The sequence below is a fragment of the Lactiplantibacillus daowaiensis genome (assembly GCF_005405085.1).
Classification (GTDB): domain Bacteria; phylum Bacillota; class Bacilli; order Lactobacillales; family Lactobacillaceae; genus Lactiplantibacillus; species Lactiplantibacillus daowaiensis.
Map to the genome: position 1 here is coordinate 202,432 of NZ_BJDJ01000001.1, position 21,381 is coordinate 223,812.

The following is a 21,381-nucleotide window of genomic DNA, read 5'->3' on the forward strand; positions in this document are numbered from 1 at the left end:
CGTTCAACATCTCAACTTAATGGGATGTCGAACGCGTTATTTTAGTTTGCGCGTTGCTTAATCAAGCCATAACCTAAGCTCAAAATAACTAAGCTTAGCCAACCTAACCAAGCCCAACGTGACGGTTTGTCATTCGTTTGTGGCAAAGTCGTCATTTTCGACGTGGTTTTTACTGGTGCTTGTAACTGACTTGCACCTTGCAAGTGATCAGCTTGCGCTGTCAATTGCCGTGTCGCTACTGGCGTTGGTGTCAACTTAACCAGTGTCTGTTTTGCCGTTGCTGGCGTTGGTTGATCCGGGGTGATGCCCCCGGCGTATTCACCAAAGGTGCTCTGCCCGACATGGTTAACGATAACCTTAACTGTTGGTACCGTTGGCTTAGCCGGTGTATTTGGCACACTTGGCGTCGTCGGTGTAATGACATCCGGTGTGCTTGGCTCAGTTGGGTCAACCGGCACGGTCGGCTCAACTGGATCAATTGGATCAACTGGGGTCACCGGTAACTTCGTATCTGCGATGGTCACTAATTGTGCCTGTTCAGCACTGACCGTAATGGTCGTGGCCGTCGCATTCAACGTATAGCCCGCTGGTGCCACCGTTTCAATCACCTGATACGTCCCAGCTGTCAGGTCAGTGAAACTGACTTGGCCGCTAACATCGGTGGTTCCCGTTGCAACCGTTTGGCCAGCTGCGTTCACAACTTTAAAAGTTGCGCCAGCTAACTTGGCCTGCGTCTGATCATCAACTTTAATGACTGTCAAACTGCCCGTCGGTGTGACTGGCGTGGTCACTAACGTATTCGTTAAGTCAACGCTACCGTTAGTTGTGGTTTGTGCCGTTAAGGTATAACCCGCAACTGGCGTTTCAACGACCGTATATTGAATCGTTTGACCAGCTGCATCCGTTACGGCCAAGTCACTAAATTGGCTTGTATAACCGTTGGCTTTAGTCAACATTAATGTCTGACCAGTAGCTGTGCCATTGGCGTAGAGGGTTACCGTCACCGCAGGCGTGACCGTCGTGGCCGTTACCCCCGCCCAATGCTTATTGACCGTCAATGTCGTCGTTGGCGTGACTGGTGTTGTAATTAACGTATTCGTTAAGTCCGCTACCCCGTCAACCACGGTATTACTAGTCAATTGATAGCCCACAACTGGGGTTTCAACGATGGTGTACTGAATCGTTTGCCCTTGGGTATCCGCGACTGCGAGGTCCGTAAATTGACCCGTATAGTGTGTCGCGACACTCAACGTTAACGTCTGACCAGTAGACGTGCCATTGGCATAAAGCGTCACTGTGACACTTGGCGTGACCGTGGTCGCTGTTGTCTCAGCCCAATGTTTATTGACGGTTAATGTGGTCGTTGGCACGACCGTTTTGGTATCCGCAACCGTTATAGTCACCGGTGCCGAAGCGGTCGCATCGATCGTAACCGCTTGATCAGCTGCTAAGTCATAACCAGTTGGGGCCGTCAGTTCGTGTAACGTGTATTGGCCAGTTGCCAAACCGGTAAATGTTGCTTGACCAGTCGCATCGGTCGTTTGTGCCGCAATTGTTTGACCTGTGCGATCCACTAAACTAAAGGTCGCATTGGCTAACGTTGCTTGCGTTTGCTGATCCACTTTCGTCACAACCAAACTCCCGGTTTGTAACGTATTGGTAAAGTCAGCCACGCCATTAACAATTGTCCCACCAGTCGTGGTATAACCCGTCACTGGGGTTTCAACCACCGTATACGTGATGGCGGTGCCAGTCACATCAGTCGTATCCAAATCAGTAAATTGACCAGTATAACCATTAGCGTTCGTTAACGTCAACGTTTGACCTGTACTGGTATCATTCGCCATTAACGTGATCGTGACTGCCGGTGTGACTGTATTAGCAGTGAGGCCCGCCCAATGCTTATTGACCGTAATTGTCGTTTGGTCGATTTTTTGATCAACGACTGTGAGTGCGACATTGTACTGCGTCGTTTCATCAATCGTGACGGTTTGATCTGCAGCTAACTGATAGCCCGCTGGCGCCGTCGTTTCATGCAGTGTGTAAACACCTTGCTGCAAGCCAGCAAAAATCAAACTACCAGTCGACCCAGTCGTTTGTGTGGCAATTATTTGGCCAGCATTATCTAACAACGTAAATGTTGCGCCAGCTAATCCCGTCGCTGAATCATCACTGCCAACTTTAGTGACCGTGAGTGACCCATATTGATACGTGTTGGTTAACGTCACAGTGTCACCACTAGTGGTTTGCGTGCTAACATAACCCGCAACTGGCGTTTCAACGACCGTATACGTATATGGGTTACCATAATTATCAGTAACCGGTAAGTTGCTAAACGTCCCTTGATACTGATTGGCAGCCGTTAACGTCAATGTTTGCGTCGTGGCACTTAAACTAACCGCACTAGATTGACGATACAGCGTCACCGTCACACTTGGTGTGGTCGTGCCAGTTGGTACGGCCACCCATTGTTTCGTCACCTTGACCGCGGTTCGTTCAACCGTCGCATCAGTCGTTGCAACTGGTACTACGATATTGCTAGTTGGCTCATCAGCTGACAAATTCGATGGTGCTGGCACCGTAAAGGTCACGGCCGTTGGATTAAGCGCATAATCGTCTGGCGCCCGGGTTTCTTTTAAAACGTAGTCCCCAGAAACCAAGGACCCAATCGTCAGTTGCCCTTGCGCATCAGTGGTTAGGCCACTACGCAACAAGGTCGTGCCGTCACTGGCATAAAGACTATAAACCGCCCCGACGACCGGATTCCCTGTCGTGGCATCCGTCTTAGTTAATAACGCACTCCCAATCAGTGAGTCTGCGGCACCAGAACCACCTTGAGCAGCCGTGGCATTAACATTAGCGATGCCTGGCACCCCAGTTGCTGGGGTGTAGTTCAAGACCGCACTATTAATATAGAAATGATTAGGTTGTAAAGTCGCCGTATATTCAATATTAATGGCGGTCGTCACTGGCGTCAGAAAAGTCAACGTTAACACATTACCATCAGTCGTTAAGGTATAATCCGTCCCCGCAACGAGCTTAGCCGTCGCCACAAAGTTACTATTATCGTCATTATAAATCCCGGTTTCAACCCACATATCTTGATTGTAAGTTTGATAGAGTCCCATGTTATCAACAACGGTGACTGAATGCCAAGTATCGGCAAATGGATTAATAATCATCTGCCAATAACCCGTCGTTTTATTGGTGCCATCGACCCAACCGATCTTATTGATTTTAAAAGTACTATCACCGGCTGAAGTCGTTGTCCCAGAGACATAAAATAGCAAGTTACCCTTGCGACTATCGCCAGGATTAGTGGCGTAATAATCGTTAAAGGTCAAGGTTGCCGTTTGCGCATTTTCATCCGCAACGGCCGTCCCAATCACTTCACCGGTCATAAAATCAGTGACGTCAAAGTCAGCGGCGGTGGCTTTCGTATTACTTGGCAACGTAATCGTCACCGAGTCCCCGTCGTTGATGACTTCACCATCTGGAATTGACCAAGCATATTTCACAATATAATGTGAATAAGCATCCAGCGTCTCACTCGTGGTATACGTATTACCAGTAGTATCTGTAATAGTCGCATCGTCAGCCGTTAACCCCGTTACCACAACCGTGGCTTTTGCCATCAACGCTTTAAAATTGCTGAAGGCTAAGGTCCCACTCGTTAAAGCGCCGGTTCCCTTTAAACTGGTAGTTACCGCACTATACATTTTGGTGGTCGTTTGCTGATTTGCCGTGGTTGCCGCTGCTGACTTAGCTTGGACTTGCGTCGTCGTGGCCGTTTGTGTCGTCTGACTAGCCGTGGTGTCAACCACGTTATCACTAGCCGTAACCACCGTCGTATCGGTGGCGTTGGTCGTTTGCGTGGCTGGTTGGTTAGCCGTGGTGGTACTAGTTGGCGTCGAACTTGTTGCATTCGTCGTTGGCTTCGTCGTTGAACCTTGATTTTGCGTAGACTCATCAACATTTACATCAGTTACTGTTGAACCTGAATCCGTCTCATCAGCACTAGCACTGTGACTACTACTACTGATCGCGGCATTGCCGTCTTGATCAGTCGCTGGTTGATCACCAGTACTTGACGATGTCGTACTTGATGCCGTTTGATCATCATTAGCACTAGTATCACTCGCTGTTGACTCAGTCGTGGTCGACCCACTTCTCAAGGTCACCTGCGATTCACTAGTTGCCTTAGCCGAACTTGTCGCCGTGGTATTTGCCGCAGTCGTCGCCGTGGTGGTTGCTTTAGTCGTATCGGCTTTTGCCGTATTAGCCGCTAACAATGTTAATAATGTCGCGGTTCCCGCTAAAATTGTTTTTAATCGCATGATCGTTTCTTCCCTCCTTTCTTCAAGGATTGGTTGGTTAATTCAATGTATATAAACCAACGCTACCCTTTAATTATAAATCACTTCATACATTCCTAACAATGATTATTATCAAATATCATTAAGCCCGTTAATAGATATAATTATATTTATATTTACAACTAACGACAGTTATAAAAAAACGTCGTTACGCCAAAATCAGCCCTAACCTGTCAAAGAAATTGACTTGCAACCGTTATCGCCGTTATACTATTTGCGAATTGATAAGTAAGTTTGTTGGCATTACCATGAGAGGAAAATAGCATTGGATCAAAAATTGATTATGACGAACGGACGCCTGATTTTTGCCTTGATTTGCGTGATTGGCGCCGCTTTAATTACCTTACGGGTCAGTCCAGCCACTTTATATCCAACCTTGCGGGTCTACTTAACTGGCATGGTGATCTTAGGGATCGGGTTGGATATCTTTGGCCGCCTAAAGTTAGCTAAGTTGGATAACGATGAATCTTAATTTTGGACGCAAAAAGAGCGTGACCACTTGGGCCGCGCTCTTTTTTGCAAGCTTTAATTTTCAACTTTAGCGGCCGTTACGTTAACAGTCGGTTGGCTCCGCCGCTTGACGATTACGGCTAATCCAACCCCAATCAAGGTAATGACCACATTTAACAAGATAATCATCCGCGGTGCACTAGCACCAGTGGCTTTGGTTAAATAAGCGGCTAGTGATAAGACCGCATAATTTGCAACACTAGATGCAATCATGACCAAAGACGTTGCTAAACCCTTGCTGTCTGGGAAGAACCCGACCGTCGTTGAGGTCGCCAATTGTAAGACCCCACCAGCCGCCGCATAACCAATAACGAAACTCCCAATGTAGAGAATCGTCGGACTCGTAATGAAGTAACAAAGTAATAGCATCACGACTGAGATACTTGGATACATAATTAAGACGGTGGTTTCTTTTAACCCCATATGGATGAACTGGGCCGTCAACAAGACCGCAATCGTGGCACCAACGGCATAAAATGACTGTAATACACTCGGATCTTTAATCCCATAGCTCGTTCCCAATTCTTGGTTACAGTTCAACCAAATCATAAAGGTCGCTGAACTGGTAAACCCAATCAAGATGGATGCGATTGACGCAGCAGTAAAGCGATGTTGTGGCTTAGCAGTCGTATCAGCTTTCGTAGCTGGTGTTTTGGCCGTTTGTTTAGGGAATGGTAAGATCAAAACTAAGATGGCATCGATCACCATTAGTAACCCACAAGCAATGAAAATCACTTGATAAGACATATTCGCACTAGCCACTAAGCCAATGACGAATGGTAAGACGAATTGAGCGACGGTAATCGCAAACTTAGTAAATAAGTTCGCAATCGACGCGGACTTTGGAAAAATCTCCATCACACTAGGTGATACACAAGTATCTAAGAAGGAATTGGCAATCCCATTCATCACACCGACGCCATAAGCAAACCACATGCTATGCACACTGATCATGCCAAAGAAGAACGCCGCATACAAGGCCATGCCAATAAACCCACTGACGCGCCGGCCGACTTTATCGGAAATCGGTCCCGCAAATGGATACGCAATCAAGCGACCTAAGCCATATGCTGCAATGACGGAGACGACCATACTAACATCGATCACACCGCTGGCCGAAGTCGTCGCGCCCCAAGCCTTTGCAAACTCGGTTTTATATTGCCCCATGATTGATGACGCAATCCCTAAGATAAAATAAGCAAAGTAAAGCGCCAGCGCAGTTGGATAATACTTTTTATTAGAGTTGGTGGTGGTGGTTGTCATGATTAATTACCTCCGGTATCGCTGAAGAAGAGTCGTTTGACATCATCAACCGGCATCTCTTGCCCAGTATAGAGTTTAAAAGCTGCGGCCCCTTGCCAAACCAACATGCCTTTACCACCAATCGTGGTACTGCCTTGCGCCTTGGCATCAGCAAGCATCTTCGTCGTGGCTGGACTGTAGACCGTGTCTGTAACCACTAAATCGGGCCGAAAGACACTAACATCTTTAATGTTACTTTGATCAGGATGTGGATTCATGCCTACTTTAGTCGCATTCGCTAAAATATCACTGGCTTTGATAGCTTCAGTTAAAGCGGTTTGATCATTGATATCACCCACTTCAACGTGGCAAGCCGGAACTTTAGCCATGATCTTTTGCGCGGTTAGTTCTGCATTTTTAAAGAAAGCATCTTTAGGATTAAAGATGCGAATGACTGCGGCACCTTCCAAGGCCATTTGGACCGCAATCGCCGTCCCAGCACCGCCAGCACCTAAAATCGTCAAGCGTTTGCCTTGAGGATCAACATCATGGTGTCGCAAATTTTCAACATAGCCAGCGCCATCCGTATTGTGACCAACTAAAACACCGTCATTATTGACAATCGTGTTGACTGCCCCAATCAATTCAGCGGCTGGCGACAGTTCATCAACTAATTCAGCGGCGACCTTTTTACAAGGCATCGTGACGTTAGCCCCACGCATGTTAAAAATCCGCATTTTTTCTAAGGCACTCGCCATTTGGTCAGCTTGGATATCAAAAGCTAAGTAAGCATCATTGATCCCGGCTTGTTCAAAACTATAGTTATACATGGCTGGGGAACCGGAATGGCCCACCGGCGACCCAAACAACCCCAACATCGTTGTATGCCCATCAATTCGTGACTCCATAATCGTCAATCCCTCCTGTTAATCAATCCTTCATTAATGTTGCGCTGCCGCTTGTTTGGCTTCATAAGCTTGATACGCGTCAGTTGGCATTTCTTGACCCGTAAATAGCGTATAAGCTGCGGCCCCTTGCCATAGCAACATGCCTTTACCAGGCGCAACCGTGCAACCTAGCTTTTCTGCATCTTCAATTAGCGTGGTCTTCAATGGGTTATAAACCGTATCCGCCACCACTAAATCTGACCGTAAGAAGCTTGGATCAATCAGTGATTGACCATCTAATGGCTTCATCCCAACAATCGTCGCATTCACTAAAATATCCGCATCGGCGATTTCAGCCTTTAACTTCGCTTGATCAGCTAATGGATAAACGTTAACCTCAACTTCTGGCTTGGCATCATGCAACTTAGCTTGCGTCTTTTCGGCATTGGCATAAAAACTATCATCTTGGTTAAAGATTGAAATTGCCCGCGCCCCATCTAAGGCACATTGGACTTGTAAGGCTGTGGCAGCACCGCCAGCACCTAAGACGACCAATTTTTTGCCTTTGACGTCAACGCCATTTTCTTTTAAGTTACGAACAAAGCCGATACCGTCCGTAATATGTCCCGTTAGCTTGCCATCATCATTAACGATCACGTTGATTGCGCCCACGATTTTAGCCGCTGGTGATAAATCATCCACTAAAGTGGCAGCCACCGTCTTGCAAGGCATCGTGACATTGCTGCCGCGGACTTTAAATAGCCGTAAAGCATCGATGGCTTGTGGCATTTGATCTTTTTGCACGTCAAAGGCTAAGTAAGCATAATCGAGGCCTTGATGTTGAAAGCTAAAGTTATACATCGCTGGGGAACCTGAGTGACCAACTGGTGACCCTAGTAACGTAAATAAACCGGTCGTTCCTGAAATTCGTTTTTCCATAATAATATGACACTCCTTAGTTTTAGGTCGTTTTAAACGTGAAAGGAGACCGAGACAGCTGTCCCAGTCTCCTTTCGACCACATTCAAATGATATGCAATTATTTCTTAGCTGGTTGATGATGATCGATGGCGTATTGACGACGGCCACCTGGCTTTGGAATCATGTCAGAAATCATCATGTTCAAGCCACCATCAACAGTGACTTCACCACCATTAGTGTAGTCAGAACGATCACTGGCTAACCAAAGAACGGTGTTGGCGATATCGTCTAAGTTACCGATCCGCTTGCTAGCGACTAAGCGCTTGCGGCCATCTTCAACTTTAGGATCGCTGTAGAAGTTTTCTGAAAGTGGCGTCTTAACCAAGCATGGGAGGACACAGTTACTACGAACCCCATATTGGCCCCATTCAGCAGCCATTTGTTTCGACATCATGTTGACGCCAGCTTTAGTGGTACTGTAAGCCCCACTATAAGTTTCTGGATAGCGAGAAGCGACCGTTGAGATATGGACCATGTTCCCATGTTTTTGTTGAATCATCACACGACCAAACCGTTGTGACATTAAGAAGTAGCCCGTCAAGTTGACGTTTAAAGCCGCTTGCCATTCGTCTAAACGTAAGTCTTCTAATGGTGAGAAACGGAGAATTGCGGCGGTGTTAACTAAGACATCGACTTCACCGAAAGTATCAACAACCTTCTTAACGGCCGCATCAACTTCAGCTTCATTAGTCGTATTGCAGACCACTGCAACCGTCTTAATCCCATATTGATCAGCCAACTTTTTCGCATAAGCTTCAGTCTTATCTTCAATCATATCAACTAAAGCAATGTTAGCACCTTGCTTGGCAAATTCTTCACAGAACTTAGTCCCCATCCCACCGACAGCACCGGTGACAACAACAACTTTACCATTTAATCCTAACCAACTATCACTCATATTTAATTCCTCCTAATCAATTATTACGCGTTTACTGGATCTTTTAAAATTTCAGGCCAAGCCTTTTGAACGGTTGCGACCGTTTGTTTGTAGGTATAATCAGCGACGTAGTCAATCCCTTTTGCCATGTAGGCATCAGAAATCACTTCAACCCCAATGACCTTTGGATCAACGCCAGCATCTTTAATCATCTTAACGAAACCAGCCGTATCTAAGTCACCAGCACCTGGTGCTAAGCGGTCATGCATGGATTCATCCCGCAAGATTGAATCTGCATATGGCCGGGTGTAAGCATCGTCGATTTGAATTGAGATGACCCGCTTGGCTTGTTCTTTCGTCAATAAATCATATGGTTGGTTGGCGCGAACCCAGTGCCACATATCTAATAACATGTAAACATTGTCGCAGTCAGCCTTTTGCATGATCTTCCAAGTCTTATCCAAGTTTGGTAACCCGCTGTATGGCATTGGTTCTAGGGCGATGATATATTGACCAGCCCGAGCAGCCAATTCTTGTAACTTCTTAGCGGTGTAATCAATTGAATAATCTTCCATTAAACCAGTATTGATATGTTTAACGCCGAACAAGTCACACATATGGAAACAAGTTTGTTCCTTGTATTTTTGTTCGTAAGAGCGTTCTGCTTCACACCATTGCACGATATATTCAACTTCGGTACAACGAATGTTGTATTTAGCTAAAGTAGCCAAGATATCTTGGTCGGTCAACCCTTCATTTAAGGCATCAACGTAAGTTTCAGCCCGTAAACCGATGCCATCGTAGCCTGCTTCACTAGCAGCCTTGCAACGATCTTCAAAACTACACTTGTCGCCTAATGTCCAGGAACTAATGGTAATTGGATGTGTCTTCGTCATAATTGATTCCTCCAAATTGTGGATTTTCAGCATGCATGCTCTTTAATTCACATAATTTATTTTACAAGACTAATGTAAGCGTTTTTCGTAATAGCGTCCAATTGCTTTTGTCCACAGTGAACCATAGCCAAAAGTTATTAATTCTGGTATATTAGCTATAGTAAGCGCTGGCAATCCCCGTTTGCATTACTCTTTATTGGAGGTTACATGTGGCATGAACTTAGATCATCTGCGGTATTTCGTGGCCCTATCACGGACCGAAAACTATACCCAAACTGCCAAACTGTTACATATTACACAACCAAGTTTGACTAAAGCGATCCATTCATTAGAAAGTGAATTAAACATCGCCCTCTTTAAGCGCACTGGCCGTAACGTGGTTTTAACTCCTGCCGGCAAATTATTCGCTAATGGGGTCGAATCATCCTTAATCACCCTAGATAAAAGCATTGCTGATATTAAAACCTTCAATCAACAAAAAGCGATTATTCGCGTAGCATCACTACGCACCATGAGTATTAAATGGTTACCTGACATGGCGCAACGGTTCCTACAGGCGACGAATAATGCGGCCATTCGGTTTCAATTCAATACTGATACGGGCTTGTCACCCGATATTTTAAACGGCCTGCGCGCTAAGAAGTACGATGTGGCTTTTTGCTCGAAATTAGATAACTACAGCGACTTGGATTTCTTTCCGGTCGCCGAGCAAACGATGGTTTGCATCACACCTGTCGATCATGCCTTAGCCAATCGCTCAAGCATCAACTTAACTGAAACGCTTGCCTATCCACAAATTACGTTCTCTGAACGCAGTGGCTTGCACCCAATCATGACTAAATTATTCAACGACTGTGGCGGCCAACCGATCAGCGCCTACTCAGTTGAGGAAGATCAAGCCATTGCTGGTTTAGTCGCCAATGGGTTTGGGATTGCGGTGGTCCCAAACATGTCGATTTTGCAAACGATGCCCGTCAAAGTAATCCCACTCTCATTTCCAAATTGGCAACGGATCCTTTACATGGCCGCTTTGAAAACGGCGACGCCACAACCAGCCGTGACGCAATTTATTAGCTTTGTCCGTGACCAAAGCAAACAACTTTCAATTAATAATATTTAATCAGACGTGTGTTAAAAGATAGCGTGAGCTGCTGCTTTTGACACACGTTTTGTGGTCATCGGCAAACCACTTATTATAATAAAAAATTATACTGACCTTACAAACTAACTGGTAAAACAGTGTTTTACTGTTAAAAATCGTCACAAGTATTATAATTGCTTATAGTGATTGTGAATGGCATTGGGCTGCTGGTTTTAATCCAACACCCCTTCAAGCGATAATTACCAGTTATCACTTGAAAACTAAAAGTGATAATGGCGCTCTTATTTGAAAGCGCTATTAAAAATAGTTATAACTTAGACCCGTTAACTATCACTGCGGCACCCAGCGCCTAATTAGGCCAGTGCTTTTATGGCAACTTGCTGCTGGCCTTGAGACGCTGATTGCGTCAATCTGGCACGCAACATTAATTTTGCTTATAGTTTAAACCCGTTAACGACTTTTACGGGCAGCTGCCAAGTTACTTTGTCTTAGTCTGACTAAATGCCGGTCGTCACAATTAATTTAAGACCAATCCAACAGTGCCTTAATTAATAACTGATCATCATAGCCAACTAGGCACATTCGCTTGTTATCAGTATTTAGACCAGTTTTAGTTATCAGGCTATAAACATTACTTATAGCTTAAGGGCCTGCACAATTAGATTACTAATTGCCCTAAATTAAATACCCGGTGTCATAAATCGCGCAATTATCGTTATATTCGTGGTATGATTAATTGGTCGATTGATAACTAAACTAATCAACGACCGTAATCCAACAACACCTTAACCGATAACGATTTTTTATAACCGGCAGCTAAAAGTTCCATTGAAACGGAACCCTAACGGTTAGTATTACCTAACACGTACGAACAATTTTATGGAGGCTGCATTTCTATGAATATTAAGGATTTGTACTATTTCCAACGCTTAATTAGTACACAAAGTTATACGCAAACGGCCGCCGATTTCCACGTCAGCCAACCGACCATTTTGCAAGCTATCAAGCGCTTGGAACGACATTTTCAGACGACACTCTTTTTTCGGCAAGCTAAGACCAAGGCTTTGGTCCTAACCCCCAGCGGGCAACAATTATTACTCGCCGCCAACGATATTATCGCTAACTGGCAACATGTTAACGAATCAATTGGGCATTTACGGCAACATACGCTACGCCTCGGTATCGAACCATCCGTTGGCGAACGCTACCTACCAGCCTTAACCAAACCAATTGTCGAAAAAGACTTACTTAGCAGCATTCACACCGTCGAAATGGGCGCCAATCAATTGGTCAAGCAAGTCTTAAACGGCCAGCTTGATCTCGCCGTTAGCTGTAACCTTGATCAAACCTTAGATGAACGCTTGGCAGTAACGCCACTGCGACCATTCACTTTTAAAATTCTTTGCAGTCCCGAACACGCCATCACCAAGTTGGAGCATCCGACCTTTAAAGATGCCCTCCAACATCCATTTGTGATCTTAAATGCCACCTACTTAAACAAATTAGTTTTCCATCAGCTTGCTGAACAACTATCGATCGAACCGCAAGTGATGTTTGAATCCGATAATAGTACGTTGATCAGCGGTCTCGTTAAAGAAAACTTGGCGCTTGGCTTTATCTCAGACATTGGGACGCCACCTGAAGATGGGTTAGTTGAAATTCCAATTACTGATGTCCAAGCCCCTAGCGTGCACATTAACTTAATTCGTCGGGCACACCAATTCCCAATTGGTTTGTTTAAACAAGTAATGGACATTGTTGAAGACACCTTTAAAGACGATACAATCTAAATAAATGATTTACCCCCGCGAAAAAACCGCTACAATGGTAATTGTAGTTTTTCATTTCGCGGGGGTTTTATTGTATGCAAATCAAATCAATTGGACTACTACTTGGTAGTCTTTTAGTGATCAGTGGCGGTGCACGGCCTTTGGCGGGGCAAGCGGCCACCACTTATCATGTCAATAAATTAAAAGTTACGAAACATCAACACTACTATGTCCCAACCAGTCATTTTCAGCAGTATAGCTGGTATCTTGGCTTACATGGCAAGCATGCGACTTTAAAGCACGCTAGTCGTCTGACCAAAACAACACGAACCACCTATACGAGCTATAAACGGATCCAACTAAAACACGGTAAAACAACTGTCACGTTGCTCGGTGTCCGGCCTAATAATCGTGGTCAAGTCGTTTGGATCAACCAACATTATCTTCATGCTGGTGCTAATCCCAACCGTATTCGCGCGACAAAAACGGCCAAAGGGCACTACCAGCAACATGGAGATGCCCTAGATTGGTACAATCCGAAGCAGTTCAAAACACTACGTAACGCAGATTACTATGTCACGACGTATCCGTTTGCCCGTAGTAGTGCGTATCAAGCATCAAAGTATCAAAAGACACCGACCACGATTAAGGCCGTCGCTGGTAGTCATCTAGCTAACTTCAAGACCCAAGTCTATCTGCCAATCACCATGCACACGACTGGGGACTTCAGTAATCCTCAAAGTGTCGTGATGACCCCACATGGACAAGGCATGTACATCATGCAAACTACGCACAGTTATTCAACGACTGGCCGCGTTGTTTACTATGATTTGGCTGGGCTAAAGCAATATGGCATCACCAGCACGCACATGGACCGCCTGCGACGTGCGAGTCACGACCGCGCCGTCAATAAGCTAACTGCCACTGACCAAGCGATTTTAAGTCATGTTAAAGTCGGCCCGCAATTTACGACCGGGCACGGACAATCCTTAGCTTATAATCCCCACAACCATCAACTCTGGTTCATTGGGCACGGCGGCAAACACGCTAATTTACAACGGTTATCAAAGACAACGCTCAAACCCATTAAAAAAATCAGTTTTCACTTGAACGCTAAAACTAGCATGGGCAGTGTTTTAACGTTTGACAGTCACGGCACCGCTTACTTCTACAGTGCCGCACCGAAAGTCGGCAGTGCCCCTAAAGGGTCGGTCAAACTATTTGCAGGTAAAATCGGCAAAACGACCGTCCGCTTTCATCTCGTCATGCAAGGGCTCCGTTATAGCCCAGGAACGATTGCCCAAACGATGAGTTACAATGCACATCGTAACCGGCTTTATTTGGTATCTAACGGTAGTATTATCTCATTACCAGTTAGTCACCTCGGGCACCTCAAACGCAGCGCTATTGAGTCGACAATGTTTCAAACGACCCGTGAGTTTGAAGGGTTAAGTTTCACCTCAACGGGTGGCGCTTATCTACTGGTCAATCGTGGTGCCGAAGTCTTAAAAGCCACCACTAATCAGTTCTAAACGAACCGTTTTTTTAAAGCAACCTAAAAAAATCAGTTTGAACGTTATGACGTTCAAACTGATTTTTATTTTTTAAGGCATCACTGTCGTAGCAGTCACATACTGTTGCACCTGTTGGGCAGCATTGCGACCGGAATAAATCGTAAAGCCTGATTCAGTCCCCGGTAAGTTGACCCCATACGTATCGCCAGTCAATACCCCCGCGGCATCGTTACCAGCGGCATACAGGCCTGGAATCGGCTGACCAGTTGGCGTTAAAACGCGATTTTGTGGATCGATTTGTAAGCCGCCCATCGTGCAAAAAGCTGAATTGCCCAGTTCAATCGCATAATATGGCCCTTGGTCAACTGGCAACATAAAGGTGGCCGGTTTACCAAAGTCAGCATCGACACCAGCTTGCGCATCAGTATTATAAGCCGCAACAGTAGCTGGTAAGTCAGGCAAGCCCAACTGATCAGCTAAAGCATCAATCGTATCCGCCTTAGTGATGAAAGCGGCAGATTGCGTCAAAGCCGTTTGAATCTCATCCATTAAGTCAGGGAGCTTGTCATCTGGATAGCTCCAAGTCCCCATTTCTTTTAGCAAGTGTTGTTGTAACGTCGCGATATTATTTTGTGACAAGATACTATAAACCTTAGCTTGGGTCGACAACGCATTCCCCGCTTCGGCGAAATTTTGTAACGCCGCAAATTCATTGACGAATCGTTGACCAGTCTGGTTGACCCATAACAAGGCTTGCTGTGAGGCCGCCCCGTTTAGTTGGGTCTGCCAATTCAAATAGGCCGGTTTCGTTTGGTCATTGATCTGGCCACCAAAGAGTTGGGCCGTGCCCATCCGATACCGACGCGCCCCTACTTGCCAAGCCAGTTTCAAGCCATCACCCGTATTCTTACCCGAGTTAACTGGAATTAACCGATCGGCATAATTCGTATAGGTTTGCATGAGTTCGGGATCATTCAAATATCCACCGGTCGCTAAGATCACTGCTTTGGCGGTGATCGTCACCGCTTGCTTGGTAACAAAATCCGTTGCTTTAACCCCAGTGATCCGTTGTTGATCATCCGTAATTAACTGGTCAACCGTGATTGAAGTCACCACTTCGGCACCAGCTGCTTGCGCCTTAGGTTCCAAGGTGCCATGAATCAGTTGAGCGCCGCGACCCGTATATAGATGCATCGTATGCATGCCGTCACCGACGGGTAAGATGCCATCGAACTGCACACCTAAAGACTGTAGCCAGTCAATATTAGCTGGACTTTGCCGAATATAATTGCGCCAAATCCGACTATCCGCTTCATAATGCGAATATGATAAGGCCGCCTGTAAGACTGCTTGTGGGTCTAACTTCTCACCGGCCGCTTGTTGCAGCTTAGAATTAACGGCCAAACCGCCATCCATATAGTTACCACTACCACCAGTCGTGCGCCCTTTTTCTAAGACTAAGGTCGTCAACCCCCGACTCGCCGCTTCTAAGGCAGCGACAAATCCTGAAGCGCCGGCGCCGACAATCACAACATCATAGTTTGTTTGCTTTGGTAATCCCATCATAAAGACCCCTTTACCTTGATTTTAATTGGGCGCGATACGCGGTTGGCGTTAAACGCGTCTGTTGTTTAAAGTGCTGATTGAAGTTAGCGGTATTTTGATACCCGACTTGCTGACTAATCTGCGCGACAGTTTGATCGGTCAATGCCAACTGGCGTTTACCTGCCTCGATGCGCATTTGAATCAGCTTTTGTGAAAATGATTGCTTAAAAATCGTCTTAAATAAACGTGAGAAATAATTCGGTTGATAGCCAAAATAAGTGGCAACATTTTGTAAAGTTGCCGTCGCCAGATGCGCCGCTAAATAGGTCATAATACTGCCACCTTGCGTTGCTTGATTCGTATACCGGATTTGGGTCCGTTGTGGAAAATGCGAATCTGTTAACGACCCCGCATCAAAGTGTTGGCGCAATAGCTCCGTTAGTAACAGCATTGTGACAGCTTGGCGTTGATACGTGACCATGCGATCATCAATCGGCAACGCTTCTAAGCGTGCCAGTTGATCACAATAGCCTTGGCAAACCATTGATGTTAACTGGCGAAACACCACATAAGCACTTTGTGGCGGTTGACTGGCTAATAAGTCTCTAAATAATGGATTATCACCAGCAATTCCAATCGGTGCCGTTACCCGCAAGTCGACCGTTTCGTCAAATAGTCGTACCACCGCCGTTTGACCAGGTCGTACTGGGTCCACGGTAACGGTCTTGATTGTGCGCACAATCACTAATTCACTTGGCTTTAGCACGATGGCTTGTTGATCCAGCTTGACGACGGCTTGTTGCTGACAATCAATAATCAATAAATGCGGTTGCTGCGTGGTCGCTAAAGTCGCTGCTATCGGTAAATCTTGTAATTGTTTGGTTCGAACCGTCTTCACCCTCAGCCACCTCCACTTGCAACCATGTTAACTACTGAACACTTTGGATTATAGTATGAAAGCGCTGTTACGAACACCCCTGTAAATAACTATTTTTATTGCCATAAGTATCTTTTACAACCGGTTAAACACTAAAAATCCCAAACGACAAATAAAGCCTCCGTAAGTATACGGAGACCTTATTTGCATCTTATCAATCGCATTTATTCAATTTAGAAACGACCATTAAAATTGATAAATCTTGGCTTCATACGGGCGTAAAGCGGCCCCTTGATCATCGGCATAGTTGCCTAACAACAGTTTTGCGGTCGCTGGTAACTGGTCATAATCCCGGATTTGATCCGTCGCGGTAAAGTTACAGATAACTAATAACTGATCAGTATCACTTGTCCGCAAATAGGCGTAAACCGAAGCGTCGTTAGCATCTAACAATTGATACGTCCCGGTCGTCATCACTGGTAACGTATGGCGTAACTTGATTAAGTGTTGATAATAGCTAAAGATCGACGCGTCACTCGCTAACGTTTGTTGCGCGTTGATCTTTGGATAATTAGCATTCACTTGTAGCCATGGTTTCGCCGTTGAAAAGCCTGCATTGAGACTCGCATCCCATTGCATCGGTGTTCGGGCATTATCCCGCGACATATGGGCCAAATACGCCAGCATCTGCGTTGCCGAGACCCGATGTTCTTCATCCACAAGATGATGATACGCATTCAGGGACTCCAAGTCTTGATAGTCACTGAGCTTGGTAAAGTGCGCATTTGTCATGCCTAATTCTTCCCCTTCATAAATATAAGGGGTCCCTTGTAATCCGTGTAACATCGTTGCTAACATCTTGGCTGCCACGACCCGATCCTTAGGCTCATCGCTACCAAACCGAGACACGATCCGTGGTTGGTCATGATTATTCCAATACAGACTGTTCCAAGCCGTACCTTGTAAGCCAGTTTGCCACTTGCTCAAACTCTGTTTTAAATCAACAAGATCGACTGGTTGATCATTCCACTTACCAAGTTCAGGCGCCGGATTGCCATCGAGATTCATGTGTTCAAATTCAAACACCATATTGAGTTCATTGGTCGTTAGTCCTGCCGATTGTTGTGCATCTTTGATCGTAGCCGACGGCGTTTCACCGACGGTCATCAAGTCATGTCCCGCTAAAACTTTGGCATGCATTTCTTGTAAGAACTCACTTAAGCGATGCCCATTGGCAATGATTGGGCCAATGTCAGCATAGGGTTCGCCCGGATTAGGCTGGCCATCGACAAACTTCGTGGGTTTTGAAATCAAATTGATCACATCTAATCGGAAGCCATCCACGCCTTTATCGACCCAAAAATTCATCATGTCATAGACCGCTTGCCGTAATTTCGGATTCTCCCAATTCAAATCGGGTTGCTCTACCGCAAACGCGTGCAAGTAATATTGCCCACGTGCCGGGACATACGTCCAAGCTGAACCGCTGAAAAATGACCCCCAATTCGTTGGCGCATGCCCATCGACTGGATCACGCCAGATATAGTAGTCTGAGTAAGGATTATCTTGACTCTTAGCACTTTCAATAAACCATTTATTCTGATCTGATGAATGATTAACAACAATATCCATCATGATCTTTAAGCCCCGTTGGTGCGCTTGGGCTAACAGTTGATCAAAGTCAGCCATTGTCCCAAATTCAGGATTAATATCGTAATAATCGCTAATGTCATAGCCATTATCCACGCCCGGTGACCGGTAAATCGGATTTAGCCAAATCACATCGGCGCCGAGTTTTTTAATATAATCGAGCCGACTCGTAATGCCAGGTAAATCCCCAATCCCATCACCATTTGAATCCTGAAATGACCGCGGATAAACTTGATACACAACGGCTTGTTGCCACCATTTAGTTGTTGCCACTAAGATCACGCTCCCCTTTGATTGTTTACGCTTACATCAGTTCTATTTTAGCATGCAAGCTTGGGCAGTGACTGGATAGATGACATGTTACCGGTAACGATATTTTACCCCTGCACCCGCTTGACGTTGTCATCAGGACATGCTATCATCACACATAACTTAATTAACGAACGATAATTCCACTCCCAAGTAACATCTTAGCTGTGCGTCAGGAAGTCGGTGGTTGCTGCGAACCGATCAGGCTAATGATGATGAAATACGGTGGAACACGTCCGGGTACGCCCGGCGGCTAATAACTAGAACCGTTACCTTCTAGTGAGCGGAACTTGCTTTGGCAAGTTCAAGCTGGGTGGTACCACGGTCTAATCAATCGTCCCTGTTGTCTTTTTGACAGCGGGGACGATTTTTTAGTTACATAAAAGAACTTGGAGGAATTGATGATGAAAAAACAAAAAACGTGGCAACCGGTGAGTTTGACGGAAGCCTTAATTGTCTTATTATGTATGCTCGCAATTATGGGATTGGGGGTCATCAAGTTTGGCCTATCCCCACAAACGCCCGTTATGTTAGTGATTGCCTTAGTCATCTTATGGGCCCGTGTTCGCGGTGCTGATTGGGATCACATTCATGGTGGCATTATTGATGGTATCAAAACTGGGATCATTCCCATCTTTATTTTCTTGTTAATTGGGGCCTTAATCAGTGTCTGGATTGCTGCTGGGATTATCCCGTCAATGATGGTCTTTGGGTTTCATTTAATTTCTGCACAGTGGTTCGTGCCTTCTGTTTTCTTAGTTTGTGCCATTATTGGGACATCAATTGGGAGTGCCTTTACGATTATCTCAACGATTGGGATTGCGCTGTTCGGGATTGGAACCACCATGGGCATCAACCCCGCCTTGATTGCTGGGGCCATTATTTCCGGCGCCATCTTTGGCGATAAGACGTCACCATTATCTGACTCCACTAATTTAGCTTCCGCTATTGCCGAAAGTGATTTATTCAGTCATATCCGTAACTTAATGTGGTCGACAATTCCGGCCTTTGTCGTCTCATTAATTTTATACACGATCCTCGGTACCGGCGCCGCCACTGAAAATAATCTCGGCAAAATCAATACAACCTTAGCCGTCTTAAACCAACACTTTACGATTACTTGGTGGGCCGCCTTACCCTTAATTTTGATGTTGGTCTGCGCCATCCGAAAAGTTCCAGCGATTGCCACATTACTGATGAACATCGGCTTAGCAATCGTCATGATCTTTATCGAACAGCCACACACCGCATTGAGTCAGATCGCCACTTGGATCGAAACTGGCTTCGTGGCTAAAACAGGTAACGCCGGCGTCGATCAATTACTCTCACGAGGTGGCATCAGCGCCATGATGGGCACCGTTTCCTTGATTTTATTGACGTTATCACTAGGTGGCCTGCTCATGAAGTTTAACTTGATTCAAACCGCAATGGTGCCACTAGCCAAACGCCTAAATGGAACTGGGGCAACTGTCACGGCAGCGATTTTAGCCGGTATCGGCGTCAATATCTTCGTTGGGGAACAATACTTATCTGTTATCCTCCCAGGGAAAGCCTTCAAAACGACCTTCAACGACCGTGGTTTAGCTAACTTGGCTTTAAGCCGGGTCTTAGAAGATGGTGGGACCGTCATCAATTACTTGATTCCTTGGGGCGTTGCGGGGGCCTTTGCCGCCAATACGTTGGGTGTTTCTACTTTAGCCTACTTACCATTTTGTTTCTTCAGTTTACTATCACCAATTTTCTCAATCATTAGTGGTTTCACCGGTTGGGGCTTGAAACGTCAAGCACCAAGTGCTGTGAAAGCCCGCTAAGTCGCTGAACGAACAAATCCGGCGAATGAGTGGTTCTGGCTTGTGATTTATCGGTGCTCCCCGCTACAATTAACTTAAATGATGCTGTTGGCGTCTTAGGGAGGGGTTATGATGCTTGCATATGGTTATCGAAAATTTGGGGGACCCGCCGTTTTTGAAGCATTACGGCAGCCGGCATTAACACCGACACCGAACCAGATCGTGATTAAAACTTTGGCAGTTAATTTAAATGATGCAGATCGTATCGAACGTTTAGGGGCAACCCCGGCGACACCTTTACCACTGATTCCGGGACATGATGTCGTGGGTGAAGTGGTCCAAGTCGGCGAAAACGTGACTGATTTACCATTAGGAACCCGGGTAGCAGCGTATACCCAACATACTTACGCTGAACAAGTCGTTGTCGACGCCGACACTGCTGTAACGGTACCAGACAACTTAACACCAGCCGATGCCGTTAGCTTAATTACGCCCGGTATCACCGCTTATAAGACGGTACGCTACTTTGCTGACGTGCAAGCGGGACAAACCGTGATTGTCAAAGGCGCTGCCGGTAGCGTTGGTTCGTTGGTTGTCCAATTAGCCGAGCGTTTAGGCGCGCACGTGATCGCCATCGCCAGTCAACGTCATGCCGATGAACTGATTGCCCTGGGTGTGCAACAAGTCGTCGCCTACGACCACCACGACCCGGCGCACGTTTTGGCCGATCAAGGCGATGTCGTTATCAACGTGGCGTTAAATGGCGTCGATGGCAAAACTGATTTAGCAATGGCCAAATTTGATGCGACAATTGCATCAGTCGCCACACGGTTACCCGCAACTAGCAAATCGATTCATTTCGAAGCGATTCATCCAACCAATGCCATTTCAGACCAAGCGGCGTTACAAATGTTATTTAAACTATTAAGTACCGGGCAGTTGACGACCCATATCGGCTATCACTTGCCATTAACGTTAGCGGGGTTTATTCAAGGCCACGCCTTGCTTGATGAACCCCATGATGGTCATATTATTGTTGAGCCTGAAGCTTAACCTA

At 45.9% G+C, this 21,381-nt stretch carries 15 protein-coding genes; 6 read left to right on the forward strand and 9 right to left on the reverse strand.

The window, feature by feature from the left end; all coding sequences use genetic code 11:
* Positions 1-41: 41 nt before the first annotated feature.
* Positions 42-4,337: a SpaA isopeptide-forming pilin-related protein gene (locus FFM75_RS01000; protein ID WP_137627327.1), complete on the reverse strand. Its 4,296-nt coding sequence runs from the start codon at positions 4,335-4,337 to the stop codon at positions 42-44.
* A 304-nt stretch (positions 4,338-4,641) separates the two neighbouring features.
* Here FFM75_RS01000 and FFM75_RS01005 point away from each other — a divergent pair, with 304 nt between their 5' ends.
* Positions 4,642-4,848: a hypothetical protein gene (locus FFM75_RS01005; protein WP_137627328.1), complete on the forward strand. Its 207-nt coding sequence runs from the start codon at positions 4,642-4,644 to the stop codon at positions 4,846-4,848.
* A gap of 53 nt (positions 4,849-4,901) precedes the next feature.
* Here the strand turns inward: FFM75_RS01005 and FFM75_RS01010 are convergent, their stop codons facing one another.
* From FFM75_RS01010 to FFM75_RS01030, 5 genes are all read right to left on the reverse strand, one after another.
* A complete protein-coding gene (locus tag FFM75_RS01010) occupies positions 4,902-6,149 on the reverse strand; it encodes an MFS transporter (RefSeq protein ID WP_137627329.1) in 1,248 nt (415 codons plus the stop codon).
* 2 nt (positions 6,150-6,151) lie between these two features.
* Positions 6,152-7,036: a shikimate dehydrogenase gene (gene aroE, locus FFM75_RS01015; protein WP_137627330.1), complete on the reverse strand. Its 885-nt coding sequence runs from the start codon at positions 7,034-7,036 to the stop codon at positions 6,152-6,154.
* 33 nt (positions 7,037-7,069) lie between these two features.
* Positions 7,070-7,954: a shikimate dehydrogenase gene (locus FFM75_RS01020; RefSeq protein WP_137627331.1), complete on the reverse strand. Its 885-nt coding sequence runs from the start codon at positions 7,952-7,954 to the stop codon at positions 7,070-7,072.
* A gap of 99 nt (positions 7,955-8,053) precedes the next feature.
* Positions 8,054-8,893, reverse strand: coding sequence for an SDR family NAD(P)-dependent oxidoreductase (locus FFM75_RS01025; protein ID WP_137627332.1), 840 nt, complete (start codon positions 8,891-8,893; stop codon positions 8,054-8,056).
* 23 nt (positions 8,894-8,916) lie between these two features.
* Positions 8,917-9,768, reverse strand: coding sequence for a sugar phosphate isomerase/epimerase family protein (locus FFM75_RS01030; protein WP_137627333.1), 852 nt, complete (start codon positions 9,766-9,768; stop codon positions 8,917-8,919).
* A 214-nt stretch (positions 9,769-9,982) separates the two neighbouring features.
* On the opposite strand from FFM75_RS01030, the gene FFM75_RS01035 reads away from it, so the two are divergent.
* The 3 genes from FFM75_RS01035 to FFM75_RS01045 all read left to right on the forward strand — a co-directional run bounded on the left by FFM75_RS01035 (position 9,983) and on the right by FFM75_RS01045 (position 14,171).
* Positions 9,983-10,888 (forward strand): LysR family transcriptional regulator, encoded by a 906-nt coding sequence (locus FFM75_RS01035; protein ID WP_137627334.1) that lies wholly within the window; start codon positions 9,983-9,985, stop codon positions 10,886-10,888.
* Positions 10,889-11,766: 878 nt separating this feature from the next.
* The gene (locus FFM75_RS01040) at positions 11,767-12,660 is read left to right on the forward strand and encodes a LysR family transcriptional regulator (RefSeq protein WP_137627335.1); all 894 of its coding nucleotides are present in this window, start codon (positions 11,767-11,769) and stop codon (positions 12,658-12,660) included.
* A 74-nt stretch (positions 12,661-12,734) separates the two neighbouring features.
* Positions 12,735-14,171, forward strand: a complete 1,437-nt coding sequence (locus FFM75_RS01045; protein ID WP_137627336.1) for a hypothetical protein — start codon at positions 12,735-12,737, stop codon at positions 14,169-14,171.
* A 72-nt stretch (positions 14,172-14,243) separates the two neighbouring features.
* Here the strand turns inward: FFM75_RS01045 and FFM75_RS01050 are convergent, their stop codons facing one another.
* From FFM75_RS01050 to FFM75_RS01060, 3 genes are all read right to left on the reverse strand, one after another.
* Positions 14,244-15,716: a vinyl phenol reductase gene (locus FFM75_RS01050; protein WP_137627337.1), complete on the reverse strand. Its 1,473-nt coding sequence runs from the start codon at positions 15,714-15,716 to the stop codon at positions 14,244-14,246.
* A 13-nt stretch (positions 15,717-15,729) separates the two neighbouring features.
* The gene (locus FFM75_RS01055) at positions 15,730-16,596 is read right to left on the reverse strand and encodes a helix-turn-helix domain-containing protein (protein ID WP_137627338.1); all 867 of its coding nucleotides are present in this window, start codon (positions 16,594-16,596) and stop codon (positions 15,730-15,732) included.
* A gap of 225 nt (positions 16,597-16,821) precedes the next feature.
* The gene (locus tag FFM75_RS01060; RefSeq protein ID WP_137627339.1) at positions 16,822-18,498 is read right to left on the reverse strand and encodes a glycoside hydrolase family 13 protein; all 1,677 of its coding nucleotides are present in this window, start codon (positions 18,496-18,498) and stop codon (positions 16,822-16,824) included.
* Between the two features lie 437 nt (positions 18,499-18,935).
* Here FFM75_RS01060 and nhaC point away from each other — a divergent pair, with 437 nt between their 5' ends.
* Complete coding sequence (nhaC, locus tag FFM75_RS01065; protein ID WP_379832556.1) at positions 18,936-20,345, forward strand: Na+/H+ antiporter NhaC; 1,410 nt, start codon at positions 18,936-18,938, stop codon at positions 20,343-20,345.
* Between the two features lie 111 nt (positions 20,346-20,456).
* On the forward strand, positions 20,457-21,377 hold the full coding sequence (locus FFM75_RS01070) for an NADP-dependent oxidoreductase (RefSeq protein WP_137627383.1): 921 nt from the start codon (positions 20,457-20,459) through the stop codon (positions 21,375-21,377).
* Positions 21,378-21,381: the final 4 nt, after the last annotated feature.